We start from the raw sequence: 17815 nt of genomic DNA, 5'->3' as shown, positions 1-17815 counted from the left end.
TCCTCCTTCCCGTTATGTGAGCCAGTTTGTTTTACTTACTGGCTTTATTTCGACTTTGGGTTCTGTTTCAAGCTGATTAAGATAACTATCGAATTTTGTTCCAAACAAAGTTTCAGGGCGCAAGTATTTTGCACTATCTGTCCCCAGCCACTCTTTGGCCTTTTTTTCAATAACCTTTTTAAAATCATCAAAAGTATACTTTTCTTGCCAGCGTGTCCTTATGCTAGTTTTGTGCTTCTCTGTTACTCGGTAACTTGTCCCACAACTTTGATTAAGGTAGTCGATAATTTCCCTAAAAGGAATCGTTTCAACACTATATATATTATTATTTTCATTCTTACCATTCTTTACATTCTTGTTTGTGTTATTTTGTTGTTCTTTTGTTGTCATTTTGCTGTCATTTTTGCTGTCACTTTTTGGAGGCTCAATCTGGTATAACTCCCAGTTTATAAGGGTTACAAGACTAAATTTGTTGTTACTCTGGATGTCCAAACTTTGATTGTTGTTTAACCAAAGCAAATATTTCCAAAATGTTGATGGGTTCATCTTTAATTCTTTGGCTCCGGCATAGCGTCCCGTGATAAATTGACCTGGCTGAAGATTGATTTTTTGAAGTCCTATTAATTGCTCATGTTCCTTGTGGCTTGCTTTGAGCAAGCACCATATCCAAACCTTTAATAGCTTTTCATTTTGAAAGATTGGTTTTTGTATTAAGCATCTTGTTAGTTTTACATACCCACCAGCTGCCATTTCCTAACACCGCCATTGCTGCCATGCTAAATTACTGCTATAATTTGGGTAAATCATCAAATCACCGCCATGTCTCGCCCTCGCCCGGGCGGGATTTTCTTTATTTGGCTTGCAAAAATTCGTCAATAGCCCAATTCGGAACAAGCCATTTAGCACCGGCTTTAATTCCCTTAATTTTGCCGCTGTGTAAAAGCTCCATGAAGGTATTACGTCCAAGACCAATAATCTTTCTGGCTTCTTCTGGGCTATATGCTTTTTTTGTTATATCCTGCTTCTCATTTCGGGCAACAATTTCTTTTACTTGCTCTATCGAAAGCTCAATTATGGTTCCTTTCTCAGCATCCAAGGTAAATAATTTTTGTGTAGTTTTCATAAGTAAATCCCCTCTCTTTTCTAAAAATTAAAAGCCTGCAAGAATAGCAACAAAGGCATTAACCTTTTATCAACTATTCCGGCAGGCTTTAATATCACGCACACAATCCGGCTGCTATGCTGTTTTCCTTACTCGGCATCGTTTAGGTTTGCCGTTTGGCAATATCCTAATAATGGTTTCCCGCTCAGACTTTGGTATGCAGGTTGGCTGTTTTTTATCTGGTTTCTTCATGTTCTAAGCTCCCTTACCATTATCAACTGGTTTATCGAGAATCTCAGCAACAAACCAGCCAGGAACAAATATACGGCGTCCTACCTTCACAGTAGGAATATCCCCTTTCTTAGCAGCCGAATAAATTCCCGCGCGGCTCATAGGAATAATTTTAAGCATCTCCGGTAATTCATAGAGTTTTTGTTTCAACATGCTATCCTCCTCTGTCCATATTTTTTTATCTATTATTTAGCGTATCACACGGTCTATCTGTTATCAACACCTTGAACTTACACTTACCATGATTAGTACATCTTTATTCTATACAAAACTATAAAGCTTTGCACTTATCTAACCGCATAAAAAATGTCAAATATGTATCCAAATAAATAGCCACTGCCAACTTTTGAAAAGCGGAAGTTATTTTACCATAATTACAGTTTAATAGCGTAGCAGGTAAATAATCTGGAATGGTAATACCTCTTAGACTATATTCATACCTTACTAACTTCTCACTTTCATCGCCAGCATTCAATAAAGAATCTTGATATTCTTGGCTCTTTTTATACTCTTCATATTTTTCGAAAAGTTCTTTTTCTCTGGCGATTCTTTCAGTTTTAGTATCCATGATATCACTGGGTAAAAGTCCGAACAAAAAGCTTGCTGGTGGGATAAAGTCGCTAATCTCCTGAATAGCTTCTCTTCTAGCAAAACCAACGATGTTAGGCGAAAACCTAAGTTTTTGCCCATCAGGCGAAGCAAATGTATTTCCTCCCAGCATAGCCCATGCAGTAGCGACCTCAATTATTGTTCCCGTAGGATATTCCGTCCAGCGCCCTCCCCCTCTTCCATATCCTCCACGTTTAGGTGTAGCTATTAACCCATCACGCTCATATCGATTTAGGGTTGTTCTGGACAAAGTAACCTCTATTTTTTGAAGTCTGTAAATTAATTCATCAGGACTCATTAGTATCCCACCTTTAAACTGACCATCTAAGTGGTTAATTTATTTTTATATTATCCTATTTGCATTCCAAAATCAATACCCTTTCTATTTTTTTATATTTACCCCTATTTATAAGCACCAAAAACACCCCTAAATCAGCCCCGTTGTAATATTTATTGTAATACCACCCCGCCCAGAGCAAAAAGAAAAAGCCTATATGCCCAGTAAAATCAACGTTCTACAGGATTATAGGCAGGAAAACTTAACTTAATATCATACTTATTCATCACATAGTAGGTTTATTCTTATTTTAAAAATTCAAATAGCATCCTTATTCCTGTTTTTGAAAAAGGTATATTGCCTGTCAGGGTAAAAGAAACCGCAGGCACAGTCCTTTCATCTGACAATATTCCTGAAGCGCGGGTGGCTGTTATACATAAGCAGAGGTTAAGCGCCCGTCGTATGACAGCCACCCGCGCCGGGTCTTGTGTTGACATATAAATAAATTGACAAAGGCTGCATAGCCTACTACTATGCAGCCTTTGCTAATTAATAATGATTTGTGCCGCGGTTTTCATAAATACCGGTGAAATGTATACTTCTATCAAGGTTGCACCCAACATGAGCACCAGCATGATTAAGCAAAATACCGAGTAAGAAATCGAGTTATAAAATAAATTCTCTTTATTCTTGCGTCGCACTAACATCAGGGAAAAACTTGTCGCCGCCACACCGGTGGCCAAAATGGCAGGTACAGCCAGAAAATTATGCGGTAAAACGGAAACAAGAGCAAACAGCAAACCTTTCATTATATATTCATTGACTAAAAAACCAACCGTAAAACCAATGACGAACCCTCGCAAGCAAACCAAAAACAGCACAAAAGGTATCCCGACAATAGTAAAACCCAGCAGCCACATGATGCCAATCATTTTGATATTATTAAACATTACACTGGTTAATAAGGAATGGGTGTCACTTATTCCTTCCTGCTGCCCGGTTAAGCCCTGAAAAAATACCTGCAAATAACCGATGAGTTCAGTTTTTTGTTCATCAGGCAGTGTCTTTACTGCCATTGCACCAATAACTATGCCAATAATAAATATGAGAATCATGAAAAAATAGGCGACAATATTCGCACGGATATACTCGACAGCATTCTTGCGAAGCAGTTTTAGCATGCATGTACCTCCCTGCCAGCAGCCTGCCAAGTCTAAAACCGTAGGATGAAAGAACACTGCGGATTTGGGCTTGGTGGGCTGCTAGTACTGCTACAATATATGTTCTGCTAAAACTGTTTAGACCTTTTTGTCCACTACATTTTAACCATCGGTCTTAACCATCCGCCCATAGATTCCGCCGCCACCGGCAGTGATGGCCGCCGCTCCTGTACGGGCGCAGATAATAAAATCGGCGATTTTACTGCCCGCCACTTGGGCCAAAGCATCATAGGTGACGTAATGCAGAATATTCATCTCTGTATCAAAGGCTTCCAGCAAGTTAGCCATATTTTTCTTCCCCAGGCCAGGAATAAATTCCAAAGGAATTTGATAACAATAGCGGGGACGGTAAGCGGGATGGCGGGGTTCAGGATAATCAGCTATTTCGTTGATCCGGTCAAACACACCCTTTACCAGGCTGCTGCCGCCGCATTGCGGACAGCAGTTGCCTGTCAAGCCGTAAGTATCAGTAAAAGCGCAGTTGGAACAAAAGGTGTGATGGTATTTCCCCAGTCTGGGATCAAGGCCATAGTTGGCTGTTACCTGCCGGCCACCGCTGCGGGCTAAGGTTTTGGCTATTTCAGCAAAAGACAAGGCTTCCATGCCAAAGATGTTATACTCCCGGGCAATTTTATCTAATGAATGGGCATCTGAGTTAGTAATGAAGGTATACTCACTCAATTCACCAATTCTATCTGCCATATCGCTGTCAGAGCTGAGCCCCAGCTCAATTGCCGCCAGTTGATTCAGTTCTTTATCGCCGAGAATGTGAGACAACTTATCACAGCACACGCCATACAAACTTTTATGTGGCGTAAAAACGTGGGCCGGCACAATGAGCGCGTCAAAATTGCCGGCAATAGTAATAAGCTGGTTCAATGGCATGTGGGCGTTCTGCGAACTAAGATTGATATTGCGGATAAACCGGCACATATAGTTGGAAAACGCCGCCATTGTCTCAATATCGGGAACAAAAACCAGGGTATGTGCCAAACCGCCATTGGGCTCCCGTGTCTCGATTTCCGCGCCAAGCACCAGCAGCATATGCTCCTTATAGATATACCCGCCGCTATTAACCGGCATAAGCAAACCTTCTGACACAAGCTGTTTAATATCGGCCAGCACCAATGGTGATAACGCATCAACGATACCGACAATATCCATACCTTTGCGGTTGGCAGCCTCACTTAAAATTTCCCGCACAGTTAACCGGCGGGAAGTAGGAATTTTTACCCATTTGCCGCTTTCACTCATGCCGACATGAATGTGCAGATCAGCAAAATATTGATTTAGCATGGTCTAGATCCCAGCCAGACACAGTGCCACCAAACTTTTGGCATCACAAATTTCACCACTTCTAATCATTTGACGGATTTGTTCAGGAGTATACTGTTCGGTTTTGATAAATTCATCTTCATCAGGCCGCTGGTCGGATTCCACCAGATCTTCAGCCAGATACAGGTGAATCACTTCATTGGAAAATCCGGGGGTTGTGTACATGGATGTCAGTTTGTGCAGTTTGTTGGCAACAAAGCCGGTTTCTTCAGCCAGCTCCCGCAGAGCGCAGTCTTCCGGTTTTTCGTTTCTGTCGAGCTTGCCTGCAGGAACTTCCAGAATGATCCGGCCGACAGGATGCCGGAACTGACGGACTAAAACAACCTGCCCCGTTTTGGTTATCGGCACAACAGCAACAGCGCCGGGATGTTCCACTACTTCCCGTGTTACGGTACGTCCATTGGGAAGCATAACCTCATCCTGTCTTAAATTAATGATTTTACCTTCAAATAAACGATTTGAGCTTACCGGCTTTTCATATAAATCAATTTCGGTATGCGGCATAGAATTACCTCCAAGTTTTTATGGTATATGTTACCAAGCCTTATCATATATTCCTCATAAGGGGGAATGTCCCAATGAAAGTAATTGCCAATAATGGCCTGTATTTTAGCGGTAAAATTAAAGATTTACTGAAAGAATTACAAAGATTAAGCAAAAACTATAGTACGCTGCACGAAGTCATTACCAAAACCAGGCAGTAAACGGAAAACCGTGGGCAAAGCCACGGTTTTCCCGTTTTTACCTTTACTCCATCCACGGATAATGCGTATGAGGTGTCAAAACAAACAGCGGTGTTTTGCTGTTGGCAGTTGCTGCAAGCCATTCGGGAACCACTACCCAATTAACAGGCAGAGACAATTGCCGGGCAGCCTGTTCAACAATACTCAGCCCCTGGTAAACATGTTCCAGGGTTGTTTCCGGGCCAAGATTAGTATTACTGACCAAACCGCTGATTTTGAGCCGTGAAACTTGTTCGATACGTTGCAGGGTGTGAATAATGCCCTGAACATCACTGGTAAAGGGGCGTCTGGTATTAATAACCAGCAAAGCCTGGTAAGCATATTGAGCAAAATGCCGGTTAAGCTGCCCTAAGACAATGGCCGACTCGCCACCGCCAACATCCATGACTACATGGGTATTGGTCTGGGACAGCACTTCGAGTATATTGTGGGGTAATACCGGCAAGTCGGCATGTGACAGCCGCGGCTCAGGCGCAACTACCCTTACGCCGTTCCGCTCCAGCAGCTCACGGTTTTCCCTGGTGCGGAAATACGGTTTTACCAAATCAATGTCGACAATAGCTGTATCCATTCCCTTAGCTTTCAGCGCCAGCGCATAATTGACGGCTAATTCCGTCTTGCCGCTGCCAAATTCCCCGACAAAAATTGTGATACGGTTATCTGTCATCGCTTTTCCTTACCTGTTATTCATATATTTTTGCGGCTTCTTCGCCGCGCAGCACCCGTAAAGCACCTTCAACCAATGCCTGAAGCTCATCTTCGCCCGGATATACCAAGACCTGATTGATAAATTTCACTCGGTCGGTAATCATTTTTACAAGCATGGTCGAATGGGCCAAACCGCCGGTCAGGACAATGGCATCCAGAGCACCGTTTACCACTGTGGCCATGGCACCAATTTCTTTTGCCACCTGGTAAGCCATAGCTTCATAAATAAGCGCCGCTTTAGTATCACCGTTAGCAATACGGCTTTCTACTTCCCGTCCGTCATTGGTGCCAAGATGCGCTACCAGGCCACCTTGTCCAACCAGTTTCTTATTTATGTCATCAAGACTATACTTGCCGGAGAAGCACATATTGACAAGGCCATAGGACGGCAAACTGCCGGCACGTTCTGGTGAAAACGGTCCTAAATCATTCGGGTTGCTGACATCAATCATCCTGCCTCCTCGTTGTATCCCGACGGAAATACCACCGCCAAGATGAACCAGGATTAACGTAAGAGCCGTGTATTCTTTGCCCGTTTCCTTGGCAACTCTATGGGCTACGGCTTTCATATTAAGGGCGTGGAACAGACTGCGGCGGGAAATCTCCGGTAAACCGGTAATACGGGCCAACGGTTCAAATTCATCAACACTTACCGGATCAACAATAAAAGCCGGGATTTGTACCTGGCTGGCTATACCCCGGGCTAAAAGCCCGCCCAGATTGGAAGCATGTTCGGTTTGTACTCCTATGATTAAATCTTCAGCCATAGCATCATTAACGGCATAGGTCCCGCTGGCAAGCGGTTTTAATGGCCCACCGCGTCCAACAACAGCCGACAAGTGGCTTACTTTAATATTATTGTCCGCCAAAGCCGCTTCTACTAATTTCAACCGGTAGTCATATTGATCACAGACTTTGGCAAAGGCTTTCAATTCAGTAGTACTATGACGGATAACTTGCTCAAAATCAATTTGTTCATTGGTATATACCGCTATTTTTGTTGAGGTTGAACCGGGATTAATTGCCAGGATTTTGTATTGATTCATACTGCCTCCATATCCGAGTACCTTGTCTCACCTAATTCTTTGGGTTATATAGCAGTCTTTTTCCGCCCTGCGTTGTTGTCGTCGCCTTACATATGTCCGATATGCGCGGCTCCTCCGCCTAGCAGGACGAAAAAATCCTTGCTATCTAATCTCAAATTTTAGGTGAGACAAGGCACTAGTTTGTTTGATCAATGTTATGTATTTATTCATTGCCTGATGCAAAAATCCTGCCAGACGAAACAAACCCTCCTGACTTAATTGTCCAGAGGGTTTGTACAGCTTAGCTGGCTCTCATTTCCATGCGGAGTTTATCGGCAATCATCGCCATGAATTCCGAATTGGTAGGTTTACCTTTGTCAAGCTTAATGGTATAACCAAATAATTTATTAATCATGTCAATATTGCCCCGGTTCCAAGCCACCTCAATGGCATGGCGGATAGCCCGCTCAACGCGGCTGGGAGTAGTAGAGTATTTCTCAGCAATCATAGGATAGAGAACTTTCGTGACAGCTCCTAACAATTCTACCTCAGCGACGATCATCATAATGGCATCGCGAAGATATTGATAGCCCTTAATATGCGCCGGAATACCAATTTCTCTGATGATATTGGTAACCTCTACATCTATGGGCCGGGTCTTAACTGCCGGTACAGTAGCGGCGGCAGTAACCGGACGGGTAGTGACAGCCGTTCCGGCTAATTGCCTGATTCGATTAATAAGCACGTCCATGTTGAAAGGTTTTAAAACATAGTAATCGGCACCTAGTTCTACTACCCGCTGAGTAATGCTTTCCTGACCGAACGCGGTCAGCATAATGATCTTGGGGCGTTTGTTAGCTGAAGCGTTAATGCGCTCCAAAACACCGATCCCGTCTAAATGTGGCATAATGATGTCTAAGACTATAACATCCGGAGATCTTTCTTCAATAATCGATAGCATTTGTTCTCCGTTATAAGCTACACCAACTAACTCAATATCAGACTCTCGGCTAAGACATTCCTGGAGAATCTCCGAGAACTCTTTGTTGTCGTCAGCGATAGCTACTTTAATTGTTTCGCTCAGCGTTACCATTGGCATCCTCCCTGCAATTCTCTAATATATTAATGCATATTACAACATATTCGACAAAATCGCGCCAGTTCCTTCCTGGTTTGGTAGAAAAAACCAATTTATTTTAATTAAATTCTAAATATTACCTTAATTATATATGATGCAAGGATTCTATGACAAGCCTGATGTGAAAAAGTACTCCAGGCATCTGCCTGGAGTACTGCAAGACACGGCTAATTTATTTATCGGTTTTAACGGCTTCCTCTTTTTTCTCATGCAAATTGGCAGACAATGGACGAAACGGAGTCACTGTTGAAATTGCATGTTTATAGACTAACTGCTGTTTACCTTCGTTTTCAATTATTACGGTAAAATTATCAAAACCTCTTACGGCTCCACGCAATTGAAATCCATTAACCAAATATATAATTACCGGCACGCTTTCTTTTCGTACTTGATTTAAAAAACTGTCTTGCAGATTAATGACTTTGTTAGTCAAATGAAACCCCTCCGTATCAATGTTCTACTCTTTTTCTATTCTACCTTATACAAAACTTTCCTGCAACATACTTGTAAATAGCTTCCAGTAAATTATTGTAATTACCGAAATTGTCCACATCAAACCAGGTTATATAAGACATACGCCGGTAAAAGGTCAATTGCCGTTTGGCAAAGTTTCTCGTGGCTTGTTTTACCTGTTCAACAGCGGTAGCTAATTCTTTCCCTTCGCTCAGATGCTCAATAATCTCTTTATACCCAATGCCGCGCATAGCTTGACAGCCAGGCAATACTCCCTGCTGCAGCAGTCTGGCTACTTCATCTACCAAACCTTGCTCAACCATGATATCAACCCGTCGGTTAATCCTTTCGTATAACCTGGCTCTATCCATAGTAAGTCCAATAACAGCAGCATTATAAAGAAGCTCCGTAGGTGCTGTTTTGTCTTGAGAAACAGTTTCGCCGCTTACATAGAATACTTCCAGTGCCCTGATTATCCGGCGCAAATCATTAGGATGCAGCCTGGCAGCAGTGTCTGGCTGAACTTTTGCTAGAAGAGTATGCAGGTATTCATTCCCTTGCTCTGCCGCCAGGTCGGCCAGTTTCTGCCGCAGGACCTCATCGCCGGGAGCCTGACTGAAGCGGTATCCTTCAAGCAGTGCCCGCACGTACAGGCCGGTGCCGCCCGCCAAAATGGGAATATGTCCGGTGTTATTGATTTGTGTAATAAGTTTTTGGGCATAATTGCGAAAATCAACAACATTAAATTCTGCAGCCGGCTCTAAGATGTCAATAAGATGATGCATCACACCATCACGCTCAGCCAGGCTGGGTTTGGCGGTACCAACATCCAATCCCTTGTACACCAGCATAGAGTCGCCGGAAATAATTTGGGTGTTGAATTTTTTCGCCAAATCAATACTTAGTTTGGTTTTGCCTACGGCAGTGGGGCCAATGATTACTATCAAGCGTTCTGTCATAATTGGCCTCCGGCAGCTTTGTCTGCGTGACAGTCGATAATGCCATATTGTATGCTGCTGTATTTGCCGCCAACGATTGTCGTTATCCCCAGACGCGAGAACTCACCACTGCCTGCCGCTTCTTTTATCACAACTTTTTGCCTGGCTATCCGGCAGGCTTGCTCCACAGCTTCCGGTGTAAGAGAACGGTTATCTGCCAAATTTCTAATCGGCTGTAAGTTAGAGCTCTTATAAATTGGCTGACGAAACATGGGGTCAAAGTATACAACATCAAAACTGCAATCCGGTACTGCTAAGAGATACTGAAAATAATCGGCGTTTTCCACTTTAATCCGGCGTAAAGCGCTGGTGATATCATATTCAGGCTGAGGTTCAAGCGCAAAATTTTGCAGTCCAAGTCTGGTTATCAAAGCTATTATGGGTGAACTTTCCAGTCCAACAACCTGGCCGCTTTCACCGGTTACAAAACTGGCAACAATAGCATCTGTCGCCAGACCTAAGGTGCAGTCAAGCACTGACATGCCTGCTGCCAGCCCCATGGCAGCCACCATATGGTCATGTTTTCCATTTAACAAGTTTTTTATGCGCAATTCGGCCATACTTAGGTGAAAAAAGTATTCACCATTGCTGGTGTGTACAATTGGACCATCAACAGCAGCGACAATAATATTACTCACTTTATATTGCTCCCTGATTGCCGCCAAAGATTGCCGGTTGCGTTCTACAAAAGGAGCATTCAGTGCCGCTGCCATCTGTTTCGCGGTTTGTACAACACAGGCTGAAGGCTGCCCAGCGGTTGTAACAATCAAATCCATGGTAACCACCTAGGTCCGCTTAAACATTTTGGCCAAATCATCCGGGCCAAATTTCACGATTGTAGGGCGCCCGTGGGGACAAGTGTAGGGCAATTCGGTTGTATATAGTTCACTAAGCAGGGCTTGAATTTGCCGCATATTGAGTGACTCTCCCGCCTTAATCGCGCTGCGGCATGCCGCCATTTGCAGATAGGCATGCCGTAATTCCTGCGCCGATGGTTGGTGCATATCACCAATTAATTGTAAGATTTGCCTTAAAATAGCTTCGGCGTCGGTCAGGGGAATATCTGTTGGCATTTCCAACAGACGCATAGTATCGGGACCAACCTGTTCCAAGGTAAAGCCGAGCTGGTAAAATGTGTCATGATGTTCGACAATACTGTTGCAATCGTCACTGGTGAATTCAAAATATTGTGCCACCAGCAGTTGTTGGACCGGTACGCGCCCTTTGGAGCGGCTTAAACGGTCATATAATATCCGCTCATGGGCGGCATGCTGGTCGATAATGTACAGACCGTCCTGCCCCTGTGCCACGATGTAACAAGCGTTGATCTGGCCCAGCGGATAAAGGTCGCATTCGGCATGGGCTGAACGGGAATCACTATACTCTGCTAATGGCTCCTCTTGCTGCAAGGACTGTCTAACAGCGGCAAAGGAAATATTTTCATCACGCCACAATGCAGGTTTCCATGGCTCCGGCGCTGCGAACATACTGGTATGTCCCACGGCAGGAATGCTGTGTTTTTGTCCGCTCGGACTGCCGGTAATGACCGGCTGGTTTATCATAGGTTCTGTCTGGGTCTCATTCACGGCAGTCTGATTATGTACAGGCGCCGACAGGCTGGAGGATACGGCTTTATATACTGCCCGGTACAATTTTTGCTCATCACTGAATTTGACTTCTTTTTTCTGGGGATGAACATTGACATCAATGGTTTCCAGGGGTATGGTGAGCCGCAGCACAGCCAGCGGATATCCATTTTTCGGCAGCAGCGAGAAATAGGCATTATCAAGCGCTTTGGCCAGCATTCGGCTGTTTACCACCCGGTTATTAACCATAAAGGTTTGCCATTGCCGGCTGCTTTTTAGCAGTACAGGCTTTGCCACATAGCCTGATACAATGATGCCTTCGTTGTTATACTCTACCGGCAGTAATTCCGGCACCACTTTGTGTCCGTAAATATCGGCAATGGCATTAACTAACTGCCTGGTACCGCCGGTCGAAAGCACCAGGCGGTTATTGCTGATTAATCGAAAAGCTATGTGCGGGTGCGACATGGCTAATTTTGTCACCGCATCATTGATATATCCGCTTTCCGCCGGCGGCGTCTTCAGGAACTTGCGCCTTGCCGGTGTATTGAAAAACAAATCGGCAACAGTCACAGTGGTGCCACAGCCTGCCCCGGCCTCGCGAGCATCTGCCAATACGCCGCCATTAATTTCTACATAGGTTGCCAAAGCATCGGTTTGCAGCCGTGTAGTCAGCGTAAATTTGGCTACCGCCGCGATGCTGGGCAAGGCTTCTCCGCGAAAGCCCAGGGTTTGTATTGCCGCCAGATCTTCGGCGGTTCGAATTTTGCTGGTGGCATGGCGCTTTACAGCCAACAGGGCATCTTCATATCCCATGCCTTTGCCGTCATCGGTTACCCGGATAAATTGTGTGCCGCCGTCAACTATTTCAACTTCTATACTGGTACTGCCGGCATCGATTGCATTTTCGACAAGCTCTTTAACGACGGCAGCCGGCCGTTCTACCACTTCACCGGCAGCAATCTTATTGGCGGTATTCTCATCTAACAGGTGGATAATTTGCTGGCTCATAACCTTCCGGTTTCCTCTCTGGCTTTATTTTGCAGTTGATACAATACATTCAGCGCTTCCAAGGGAGTGAGGGTCATAACATCAACAGCCAACAATTCGTCTGCAACACCTGAACCAAACAGCGACATCGTAGCGGCAGCAACCGGCTTGGCACTTTCCTCTTTACCTGCTGCCGGTGCCTCACTGTTCACGTCAGCCTTACATTGTTCTAAATCCTGCAAGATTTGCTGGGCCCGTTCAATAATCCGCTTAGGTAACCCGGCGAGCTGAGCGACATGCACACCATAGCTCTTATCTGCCCCGCCCGGTATAATCCGGCGCAAAAATACAATATCATTACCACGTTCTTTTACAGCCACCGAATAATTTTTAATGACTTTACTGTACTCGGCCAGCTCGGTCAATTCATGGTAATGTGTCGCAAACATAGTTTTGGCTTTAACTTTGTCTTTGATATATTCGACCACTGCCCGCGCAATACTCATACCATCAAACGTACTGGTCCCGCGACCAATCTCATCTAAAATAAGCAAGCTATTGGCTGTGGCAAATTTTATAATTTGCGCTGTTTCCGTCATTTCAACCATAAAAGTACTCTGACCTGTTGCCAGATCATCACTGGCTCCTACCCTGGTGAAAATCCTGTCAACAGGACAAATTGACGCCTCCCGCACCGGAATAAAGCTGCCAATCTGCGCCATAATGACAAGCAGTGCCACCTGACGCATGTAGGTCGATTTACCAGCCATATTGGGGCCGGTTATAATCATTATCTCACAGTCGTGATGATTGAGCCCGGTATCATTTGGCACAAACATTTCACCGGCCAAAAGCCGCTCAACCACCGGGTGGCGTCCGTCTTTGATGATAAGCTCCCTGCTCTGATTCAAACCAGGACGTACATAGTTAAAGCGAACCGCTGCTTCATTTAAGGAAATAAGCACATCTAACTGGGCTATTTGCCTGGCAGTCTGCTGGATTTCGCAAATCCGCTCTTTAATATAGTCCTTAATGGTAGTAAACAGCTGATACTCAATATTAACAATCTTTTCCTGAGCGCCAAGCACCTTTGTTTCAAATTCCTTAAGCTCAGGTGTGATATACCGCTCGGCATTAACAAGGGTTTGTTTACGGATATAGGTGGGAGGAACTGCACCGGCATTGGCGTGAGTAACTTCAATATAATAGCCGAAAACTTTGTTATACCCGATTTTGAGCGACCTGATGCCTGTAGCCTCACGCTCCCGCAATTCCAGTTCCTGAATCCACTCTTTGCTGTCTCTGGCAATACTCCTAAGCTCGTCCAGCTCTAAATCGTAACCTGCACGAATAATACCGCCCTCACGAATACTAAAGGGGGGATTGTCGACAATGGCTGCTGCAATCATTTGGGTTACATCGATATGGGTTTTAATCGCCTGTCCAATACCGGTCAATAATGCTGCCTGGCAATCCTGAAGTTTAACCTTTATCTCAGGCAGGACTGATAAGGATGTTTTCAGCGCCGACAAATCCCGCGCATTGGCGCTGCCTACTTCAACCCGGGTCAGGATCCGTTCAAAGTCATATATCTCACCAAGCAGTTCTCCTAAAGTTTCGCGGGTTGCCCCTTTATCCGACAAATCAGCAATTGCATCCTGACGCTTGAAAATACCGACAGGACTTAACAGCGGAAATTCCAGCCATTTTTTAAGCAGACGCCCGCCCATCGCAGTTTTGGTAAAATCCAGCACCGCCAGCAGTGTGCCTTTGCGCCCGCCGTCACGCATGTTGCGGGTAATTTCAAGATTGCGCAAGGTTGAGGCATCCAGGACTAAATAGTCCTGGGCATCCACGCGCGTCAGCTTATTAACATGCGAAAGATCGCTTTTTAAAGTATGGTGCAGATAATACAGCAGATAGCCGACAGCAGCCTGGGCCCCCGAACTGCCGGGCAGTTCTTCATCGGCAAAATGCTGTCTGGATAGTTCATTGACCAGTAACGAGTCCGGCATTGCCAGGGTAGTAACCGCACAAGCCGGTACTCTCTGACCAAGAAAGCCGTTTATTGCCGGAAAGCTTTCTATCTTGCCCACTACCACCAATTCTGCCGGCAGCAGGCGGTACAATTGGTCACAAACAGCCGTTGTGCGGAAACTGCCGGCAAAGATCGCCCACAGACACTCTCCGGTAGAAATATCGGTGGCTGTCAAACACAGTTCATCGGCTTCCTCATATAGCAAGGCCAGGTAATTATTTGCTTTATCAGGCAATGAGGCTTCAGCCAGCACAGTGCCTGGCGTTATAATCTTGACGACTTCTCTGCGGACAATGCCTTTGGCTTGTTTAGGATCCTCCACTTGCTCACAAATAGCTACCTTGTAACCTTTACTGATTAATTTAGCAATATAATTGTCGGCGGCATGATAAGGAACACCGCACATCGGAACACGCTTATTCTGGCCTCCCTCGCGCGAAGTCAGAGTAATTTCTAATTCCCGTGAAGCGGTCTCGGCATCTTCAAAAAACATTTCGTAAAAATCGCCTAACCGGAAAAATAATATTTCACCACTATGCCTACTCTTTACCTCCCGGTATTGTTCCAGCATTGGGGTATAGCTTATTGCCATAGTGTAAATTCTCCTCTACCAAAACAATTAAATCAAACGGCCTTTCAAAACCCAGGTCTGTGCCGTATCAATCTGAATATGTACCAAATCACCGGCTTGTTCCTGACCTTTTTTCGGCCATAACACAATTTTATTTGTACGGGTTCGTCCCATAAGGGTATTATCATCATTTTTACTGGGACCTTCAACCAGCACTTCCATGCTCTTACCAACAAGCTGTTCATTGATGGCCAGACTAATTTCATTTTGTACCGTCATTAGCTGATTAAGACGGGCCTTTTTCGTTGGCAGAGGTACTTGATCCGGATATCTGGCCGCCGGTGTACCTGAGCGTTGTGAATAGATAAAGGTATAAGCCGCGTCATATCTAACCGTTTTGAGGAAGTCCAGCGTTTCCTGAAATTGGTCTTCCGTCTCTCCCGGAAATCCAACAATCAAGTCAGTGGTAAGACTGGCACCGGGGACAGCCTGGCGAATTTTAGCTACCAGTTGACGATAGTAGAGAGTGGTATAACCCCGGTTCATGCCTTCAAGAATAGCATCACTGCCTGCCTGAACCGGCAAATGGAAGTGCTCGCAGATCCTTTTACTAGTTTTAATGGTTTCAATGACCTTATCGTTCATATCCCGAGGATGCGAGGTCATATAGCGGATACGGGCAATCGTATCAACCTGGTCGGCGGCACGCAGCAAGTCCGCAAAATCAACCTGTTCCTCACTGTCTTTTCCATAGGAATTGACATTTTGACCAAGCAGTGTTATTTCTCTGAAACCGTCCTGGCCCAGTTGCTGAATCTCATTTATGATATGCTCAAGCGGACGGCTGCGCTCGCGCCCTCTGACATAGGGGACAATACAATAGGTACAGAAATTATTACAACCATACATGATCGGTACCCAGGCAGATATTTTCCCTTTCCGTACAGTCGGCACATCTGGCGCAAGTCGTTCCGCCTGATCCCAGACAGCCAGAACCGGTTCGCGGCTTTCCTCCAGTTTGGCAATAAGTTCTACAAGCTGATGGGTATTATGGGTGCCCATAACCAGATTGACATGGGGAAATTTTTTGAGGATTTTATCTTTGTCCTTTTGGGCCATACAGCCAACAACCCCAATAATCAAATTAGGATTAACCAGCTTTAGCCTTTTCAGTTCACCAATTTTCCCATAAATTTTCTTTTCGGCACTCTCCCGGACACAGCAGGTATTTATTAAGATTATGTCGGCTTGCTCCATATTTTCTGTAATCTCATAGCCAATTGTCCTCAATTGACCGGCCAGCCGTTCTGAGTCATTCAAATTCATTTGGCACCCGAAAGTAATTGTGTGAAAAAGCTTGGGTGAGCCGTGATTTTGCTTTGATTCCATCTATGTATCAGCTCCAATTGCGAAAGAGTATCTGCCAATTATTATAGCTTAAATTTTAAGCCAGCACAAATTTTAAGCAAACACGGCTTATACCACGGCATGAACAAAAGCCCAAGCCGATATTGATTCAACTGCAATGTCCGCTGCTGGCATCATATGCAAAAAAATCCTGGCAATAAAAATCGCCAGGATTTTTTTTGTACTATTTTTTTCGTGTTCCCCAAATCATTTTAAAACCGGAATAAATAACGAAAATGCCAAAAATCCGTTTTAGTTCACTGGCAGGTATATGTTGAACCAAGTTAGAGCTGATTAAAGCTCCGACAATGGCTCCTCCGGCCAAATAGAGAACAGCTTGGTAATGAATCAGCTTATCTTTATGAAAATGCCACACACTGACGAGAGCGGTAGGAATGATAACCAGCATGGAAATCCCTTGCGCTGTATGCTGCGTTATGCCTAAGATAAAGACCATCATCGGCACCAGCACTGCGCCGCCGCCAATGCCCAGCAGCCCGCTTAAGATACCGGCACCCAGGCCGATTGCAAAAATAATAAAAACGGCACTCATGATACCACCATCCTCAAACCGACAAGTATGAGTAAAAGCCCAAATAGCTGTTTTAGCCGGATGGCAGGGATTCTTTTCATTATCCGGGCCCCGATACTGGCGCCGCACATACTGCCAATAGCTAAATTAACCGCCAAACCCACATCAATATTGCCATGGAAACCATATACGGCACTGCTGACAAGGGCTGTCGGAATAATCACCGCCATTGAAGTGGCTTGGGCAATATGCTGGGTAATAGAAAAATAGGTTACCATGATGGGTACCAGAAAGATGCCGCCGCCCACACCGAGTAAACCGCTGAGAATACCTACAACAAAGCCGGCTCCTGAAAACTTCAGTTGTTCAGACATTATTAAAACCCCTTATTAATCAATGGTACAGGGGGCCAGGCCCTCTTTATAACTGCGGTATTTATCATAAATGATGCGAATAGCGGTAATGATTGCTTTCTTAGCGCTGCCTTGATACGTTTTGTCCACAACTCTAACCAGACTATCCGGATTGGCAATAGATTTGCCAACTAAAATCGAGGCTACATGATTACGAGCTACCGCTGTGGCCAGGGTACAGTCGGCTTCTATGATGGTTCCCGTATCTTCATCAATACTTAGCACTACGCCGATAACTTTATAAATTTCACTGGCTGTAATTCCTGTGGGTAATTTTGCGTACCCGGAAAATAAAATACGCTTATTTCTATTGTTTTCCACAGTTTCCCATCCTCACATATAGTATCTTACTAAAGTTAAACAGGCTTGTCGTCGAAAA

General features: G+C 44.7%; 20 protein-coding genes. 1 reads left to right on the top strand and 19 read right to left on the bottom strand.

The window, feature by feature from the left end; genetic code table 11:
- Positions 1-12 precede the first annotated feature (12 nt).
- From SPSPH_RS09080 to SPSPH_RS09050, 7 genes are all read right to left on the bottom strand, one after another.
- Positions 13-750 carry a conserved phage C-terminal domain-containing protein gene (locus SPSPH_RS09080; RefSeq protein ID WP_075755254.1) on the bottom strand — a complete coding sequence of 246 codons (738 nt, stop codon included), beginning with the start codon at positions 748-750 and terminating at the stop codon, positions 13-15.
- 100 nt (positions 751-850) lie between these two features.
- On the bottom strand, positions 851-1123 hold the full coding sequence (locus tag SPSPH_RS09075) for a helix-turn-helix domain-containing protein (protein ID WP_075755252.1): 273 nt from the start codon (positions 1121-1123) through the stop codon (positions 851-853).
- Between the two features lie 234 nt (positions 1124-1357).
- Positions 1358-1546: a helix-turn-helix transcriptional regulator gene (locus SPSPH_RS09070; RefSeq protein WP_075755250.1), complete on the bottom strand. Its 189-nt coding sequence runs from the start codon at positions 1544-1546 to the stop codon at positions 1358-1360.
- 118 nt (positions 1547-1664) lie between these two features.
- Positions 1665-2300, bottom strand: a complete 636-nt coding sequence (locus SPSPH_RS09065; RefSeq protein WP_075755248.1) for a hypothetical protein — start codon at positions 2298-2300, stop codon at positions 1665-1667.
- Positions 2301-2824: 524 nt separating this feature from the next.
- Positions 2825-3460: a stage II sporulation protein M gene (gene spoIIM / locus SPSPH_RS09060; protein WP_075755246.1), complete on the bottom strand. Its 636-nt coding sequence runs from the start codon at positions 3458-3460 to the stop codon at positions 2825-2827.
- Positions 3461-3601: 141 nt separating this feature from the next.
- A complete protein-coding gene (locus tag SPSPH_RS09055; protein ID WP_075755244.1) occupies positions 3602-4795 on the bottom strand; it encodes an endonuclease Q family protein in 1194 nt (397 codons plus the stop codon).
- A gap of 3 nt (positions 4796-4798) precedes the next feature.
- The gene (locus SPSPH_RS09050; RefSeq protein ID WP_075755242.1) at positions 4799-5338 is read right to left on the bottom strand and encodes an NUDIX hydrolase; all 540 of its coding nucleotides are present in this window, start codon (positions 5336-5338) and stop codon (positions 4799-4801) included.
- Positions 5339-5412: 74 nt separating this feature from the next.
- Between SPSPH_RS09050 and SPSPH_RS09045 the strand changes: the two genes are divergently transcribed.
- Positions 5413-5538, top strand: a complete 126-nt coding sequence (locus SPSPH_RS09045; protein ID WP_255430382.1) for a hypothetical protein — start codon at positions 5413-5415, stop codon at positions 5536-5538.
- Positions 5539-5581: 43 nt separating this feature from the next.
- Here the strand turns inward: SPSPH_RS09045 and SPSPH_RS09040 are convergent, their stop codons facing one another.
- From SPSPH_RS09040 to SPSPH_RS08985, 12 genes are all read right to left on the bottom strand, one after another.
- Positions 5582-6244 (bottom strand): hypothetical protein, encoded by a 663-nt coding sequence (locus tag SPSPH_RS09040; RefSeq protein ID WP_075755240.1) that lies wholly within the window; start codon positions 6242-6244, stop codon positions 5582-5584.
- Between the two features lie 16 nt (positions 6245-6260).
- Positions 6261-7331, bottom strand: coding sequence for a butyrate kinase (buk, locus tag SPSPH_RS09035; RefSeq protein ID WP_075755238.1), 1071 nt, complete (start codon positions 7329-7331; stop codon positions 6261-6263).
- Positions 7332-7611: 280 nt separating this feature from the next.
- Complete coding sequence (gene spo0A / locus SPSPH_RS09030) at positions 7612-8403, bottom strand: sporulation transcription factor Spo0A (protein WP_075755236.1); 792 nt, start codon at positions 8401-8403, stop codon at positions 7612-7614.
- Between the two features lie 217 nt (positions 8404-8620).
- Positions 8621-8881: an RNA chaperone Hfq gene (gene hfq / locus SPSPH_RS09025; RefSeq protein WP_075755234.1), complete on the bottom strand. Its 261-nt coding sequence runs from the start codon at positions 8879-8881 to the stop codon at positions 8621-8623.
- Positions 8882-8921: 40 nt separating this feature from the next.
- Entirely contained in the window at positions 8922-9860 is a 939-nt protein-coding gene (miaA, locus tag SPSPH_RS09020) for a tRNA (adenosine(37)-N6)-dimethylallyltransferase MiaA (RefSeq protein ID WP_075755232.1), read from the bottom strand.
- Positions 9857-10675 (bottom strand): class I SAM-dependent methyltransferase, encoded by an 819-nt coding sequence (locus tag SPSPH_RS09015; RefSeq protein WP_075755230.1) that lies wholly within the window; start codon positions 10673-10675, stop codon positions 9857-9859. The genes miaA and SPSPH_RS09015 overlap by 4 nt, the downstream gene beginning before the upstream one ends.
- 9 nt (positions 10676-10684) lie before the next feature.
- A complete protein-coding gene (gene mutL / locus SPSPH_RS09010) occupies positions 10685-12496 on the bottom strand; it encodes a DNA mismatch repair endonuclease MutL (protein WP_075755228.1) in 1812 nt (603 codons plus the stop codon).
- Entirely contained in the window at positions 12493-15105 is a 2613-nt protein-coding gene (mutS, locus tag SPSPH_RS09005) for a DNA mismatch repair protein MutS (RefSeq protein WP_075755226.1), read from the bottom strand. The genes mutL and mutS overlap by 4 nt, the downstream gene beginning before the upstream one ends.
- A 27-nt stretch (positions 15106-15132) precedes the next feature.
- Entirely contained in the window at positions 15133-16473 is a 1341-nt protein-coding gene (miaB, locus tag SPSPH_RS09000) for a tRNA (N6-isopentenyl adenosine(37)-C2)-methylthiotransferase MiaB (RefSeq protein ID WP_075755224.1), read from the bottom strand.
- Positions 16474-16675: 202 nt separating this feature from the next.
- Positions 16676-17044, bottom strand: a complete 369-nt coding sequence (locus tag SPSPH_RS08995; RefSeq protein WP_075755222.1) for a sulfite exporter TauE/SafE family protein — start codon at positions 17042-17044, stop codon at positions 16676-16678.
- Positions 17041-17397 (bottom strand): sulfite exporter TauE/SafE family protein, encoded by a 357-nt coding sequence (locus SPSPH_RS08990; RefSeq protein ID WP_075755220.1) that lies wholly within the window; start codon positions 17395-17397, stop codon positions 17041-17043. The genes SPSPH_RS08995 and SPSPH_RS08990 overlap by 4 nt, the downstream gene beginning before the upstream one ends.
- A 15-nt stretch (positions 17398-17412) precedes the next feature.
- Complete coding sequence (locus SPSPH_RS08985) at positions 17413-17757, bottom strand: DUF3870 domain-containing protein (RefSeq protein ID WP_075755218.1); 345 nt, start codon at positions 17755-17757, stop codon at positions 17413-17415.
- Between the last annotated feature and the right edge of the window lie 58 nt (positions 17758-17815).

Origin of the sequence: Sporomusa sphaeroides DSM 2875 (assembly GCF_001941975.2) — a bacterium.
Taxonomy (GTDB): Bacteria; Bacillota; Negativicutes; order Sporomusales; family Sporomusaceae; genus Sporomusa; species Sporomusa sphaeroides.
The sequence above is the reverse complement of the archived record's forward strand: the minus strand, read 5'-3'. Positions and strand labels throughout refer to the sequence as shown.

Coding starts and splice junctions, on each gene's coding strand:
- mutL (WP_075755228.1), bottom strand. CDS start 12,496: ATGAGCCAGCAAATTATCCACCTGTTAGATGAGAATACCGCCAATAAG.
- SPSPH_RS09075 (WP_075755252.1), bottom strand. CDS start 1,123: ATGAAAACTACACAAAAATTATTTACCTTGGATGCTGAGAAAGGAACC.
- miaB (WP_075755224.1), bottom strand. CDS start 16,473: ATGGAATCAAAGCAAAATCACGGCTCACCCAAGCTTTTTCACACAATT.
- SPSPH_RS08990 (WP_075755220.1), bottom strand. CDS start 17,397: ATGTCTGAACAACTGAAGTTTTCAGGAGCCGGCTTTGTTGTAGGTATT.
- SPSPH_RS09055 (WP_075755244.1), bottom strand. CDS start 4,795: ATGCTAAATCAATATTTTGCTGATCTGCACATTCATGTCGGCATGAGT.
- buk (WP_075755238.1), bottom strand. CDS start 7,331: ATGAATCAATACAAAATCCTGGCAATTAATCCCGGTTCAACCTCAACA.
- spo0A (WP_075755236.1), bottom strand. CDS start 8,403: ATGGTAACGCTGAGCGAAACAATTAAAGTAGCTATCGCTGACGACAAC.
- miaA (WP_075755232.1), bottom strand. CDS start 9,860: ATGACAGAACGCTTGATAGTAATCATTGGCCCCACTGCCGTAGGCAAA.
- SPSPH_RS09050 (WP_075755242.1), bottom strand. CDS start 5,338: ATGCCGCATACCGAAATTGATTTATATGAAAAGCCGGTAAGCTCAAAT.
- mutS (WP_075755226.1), bottom strand. CDS start 15,105: ATGGCAATAAGCTATACCCCAATGCTGGAACAATACCGGGAGGTAAAG.
- SPSPH_RS09040 (WP_075755240.1), bottom strand. CDS start 6,244: ATGACAGATAACCGTATCACAATTTTTGTCGGGGAATTTGGCAGCGGC.
- SPSPH_RS09065 (WP_075755248.1), bottom strand. CDS start 2,300: ATGAGTCCTGATGAATTAATTTACAGACTTCAAAAAATAGAGGTTACT.
- spoIIM (WP_075755246.1), bottom strand. CDS start 3,460: ATGCTAAAACTGCTTCGCAAGAATGCTGTCGAGTATATCCGTGCGAAT.
- SPSPH_RS09080 (WP_075755254.1), bottom strand. CDS start 750: ATGGCAGCTGGTGGGTATGTAAAACTAACAAGATGCTTAATACAAAAA.
- SPSPH_RS09015 (WP_075755230.1), bottom strand. CDS start 10,675: ATGGATTTGATTGTTACAACCGCTGGGCAGCCTTCAGCCTGTGTTGTA.
- SPSPH_RS08995 (WP_075755222.1), bottom strand. CDS start 17,044: ATGAGTGCCGTTTTTATTATTTTTGCAATCGGCCTGGGTGCCGGTATC.
- SPSPH_RS09045 (WP_255430382.1), top strand. CDS start 5,413: ATGAAAGTAATTGCCAATAATGGCCTGTATTTTAGCGGTAAAATTAAA.
- SPSPH_RS09070 (WP_075755250.1), bottom strand. CDS start 1,546: ATGTTGAAACAAAAACTCTATGAATTACCGGAGATGCTTAAAATTATT.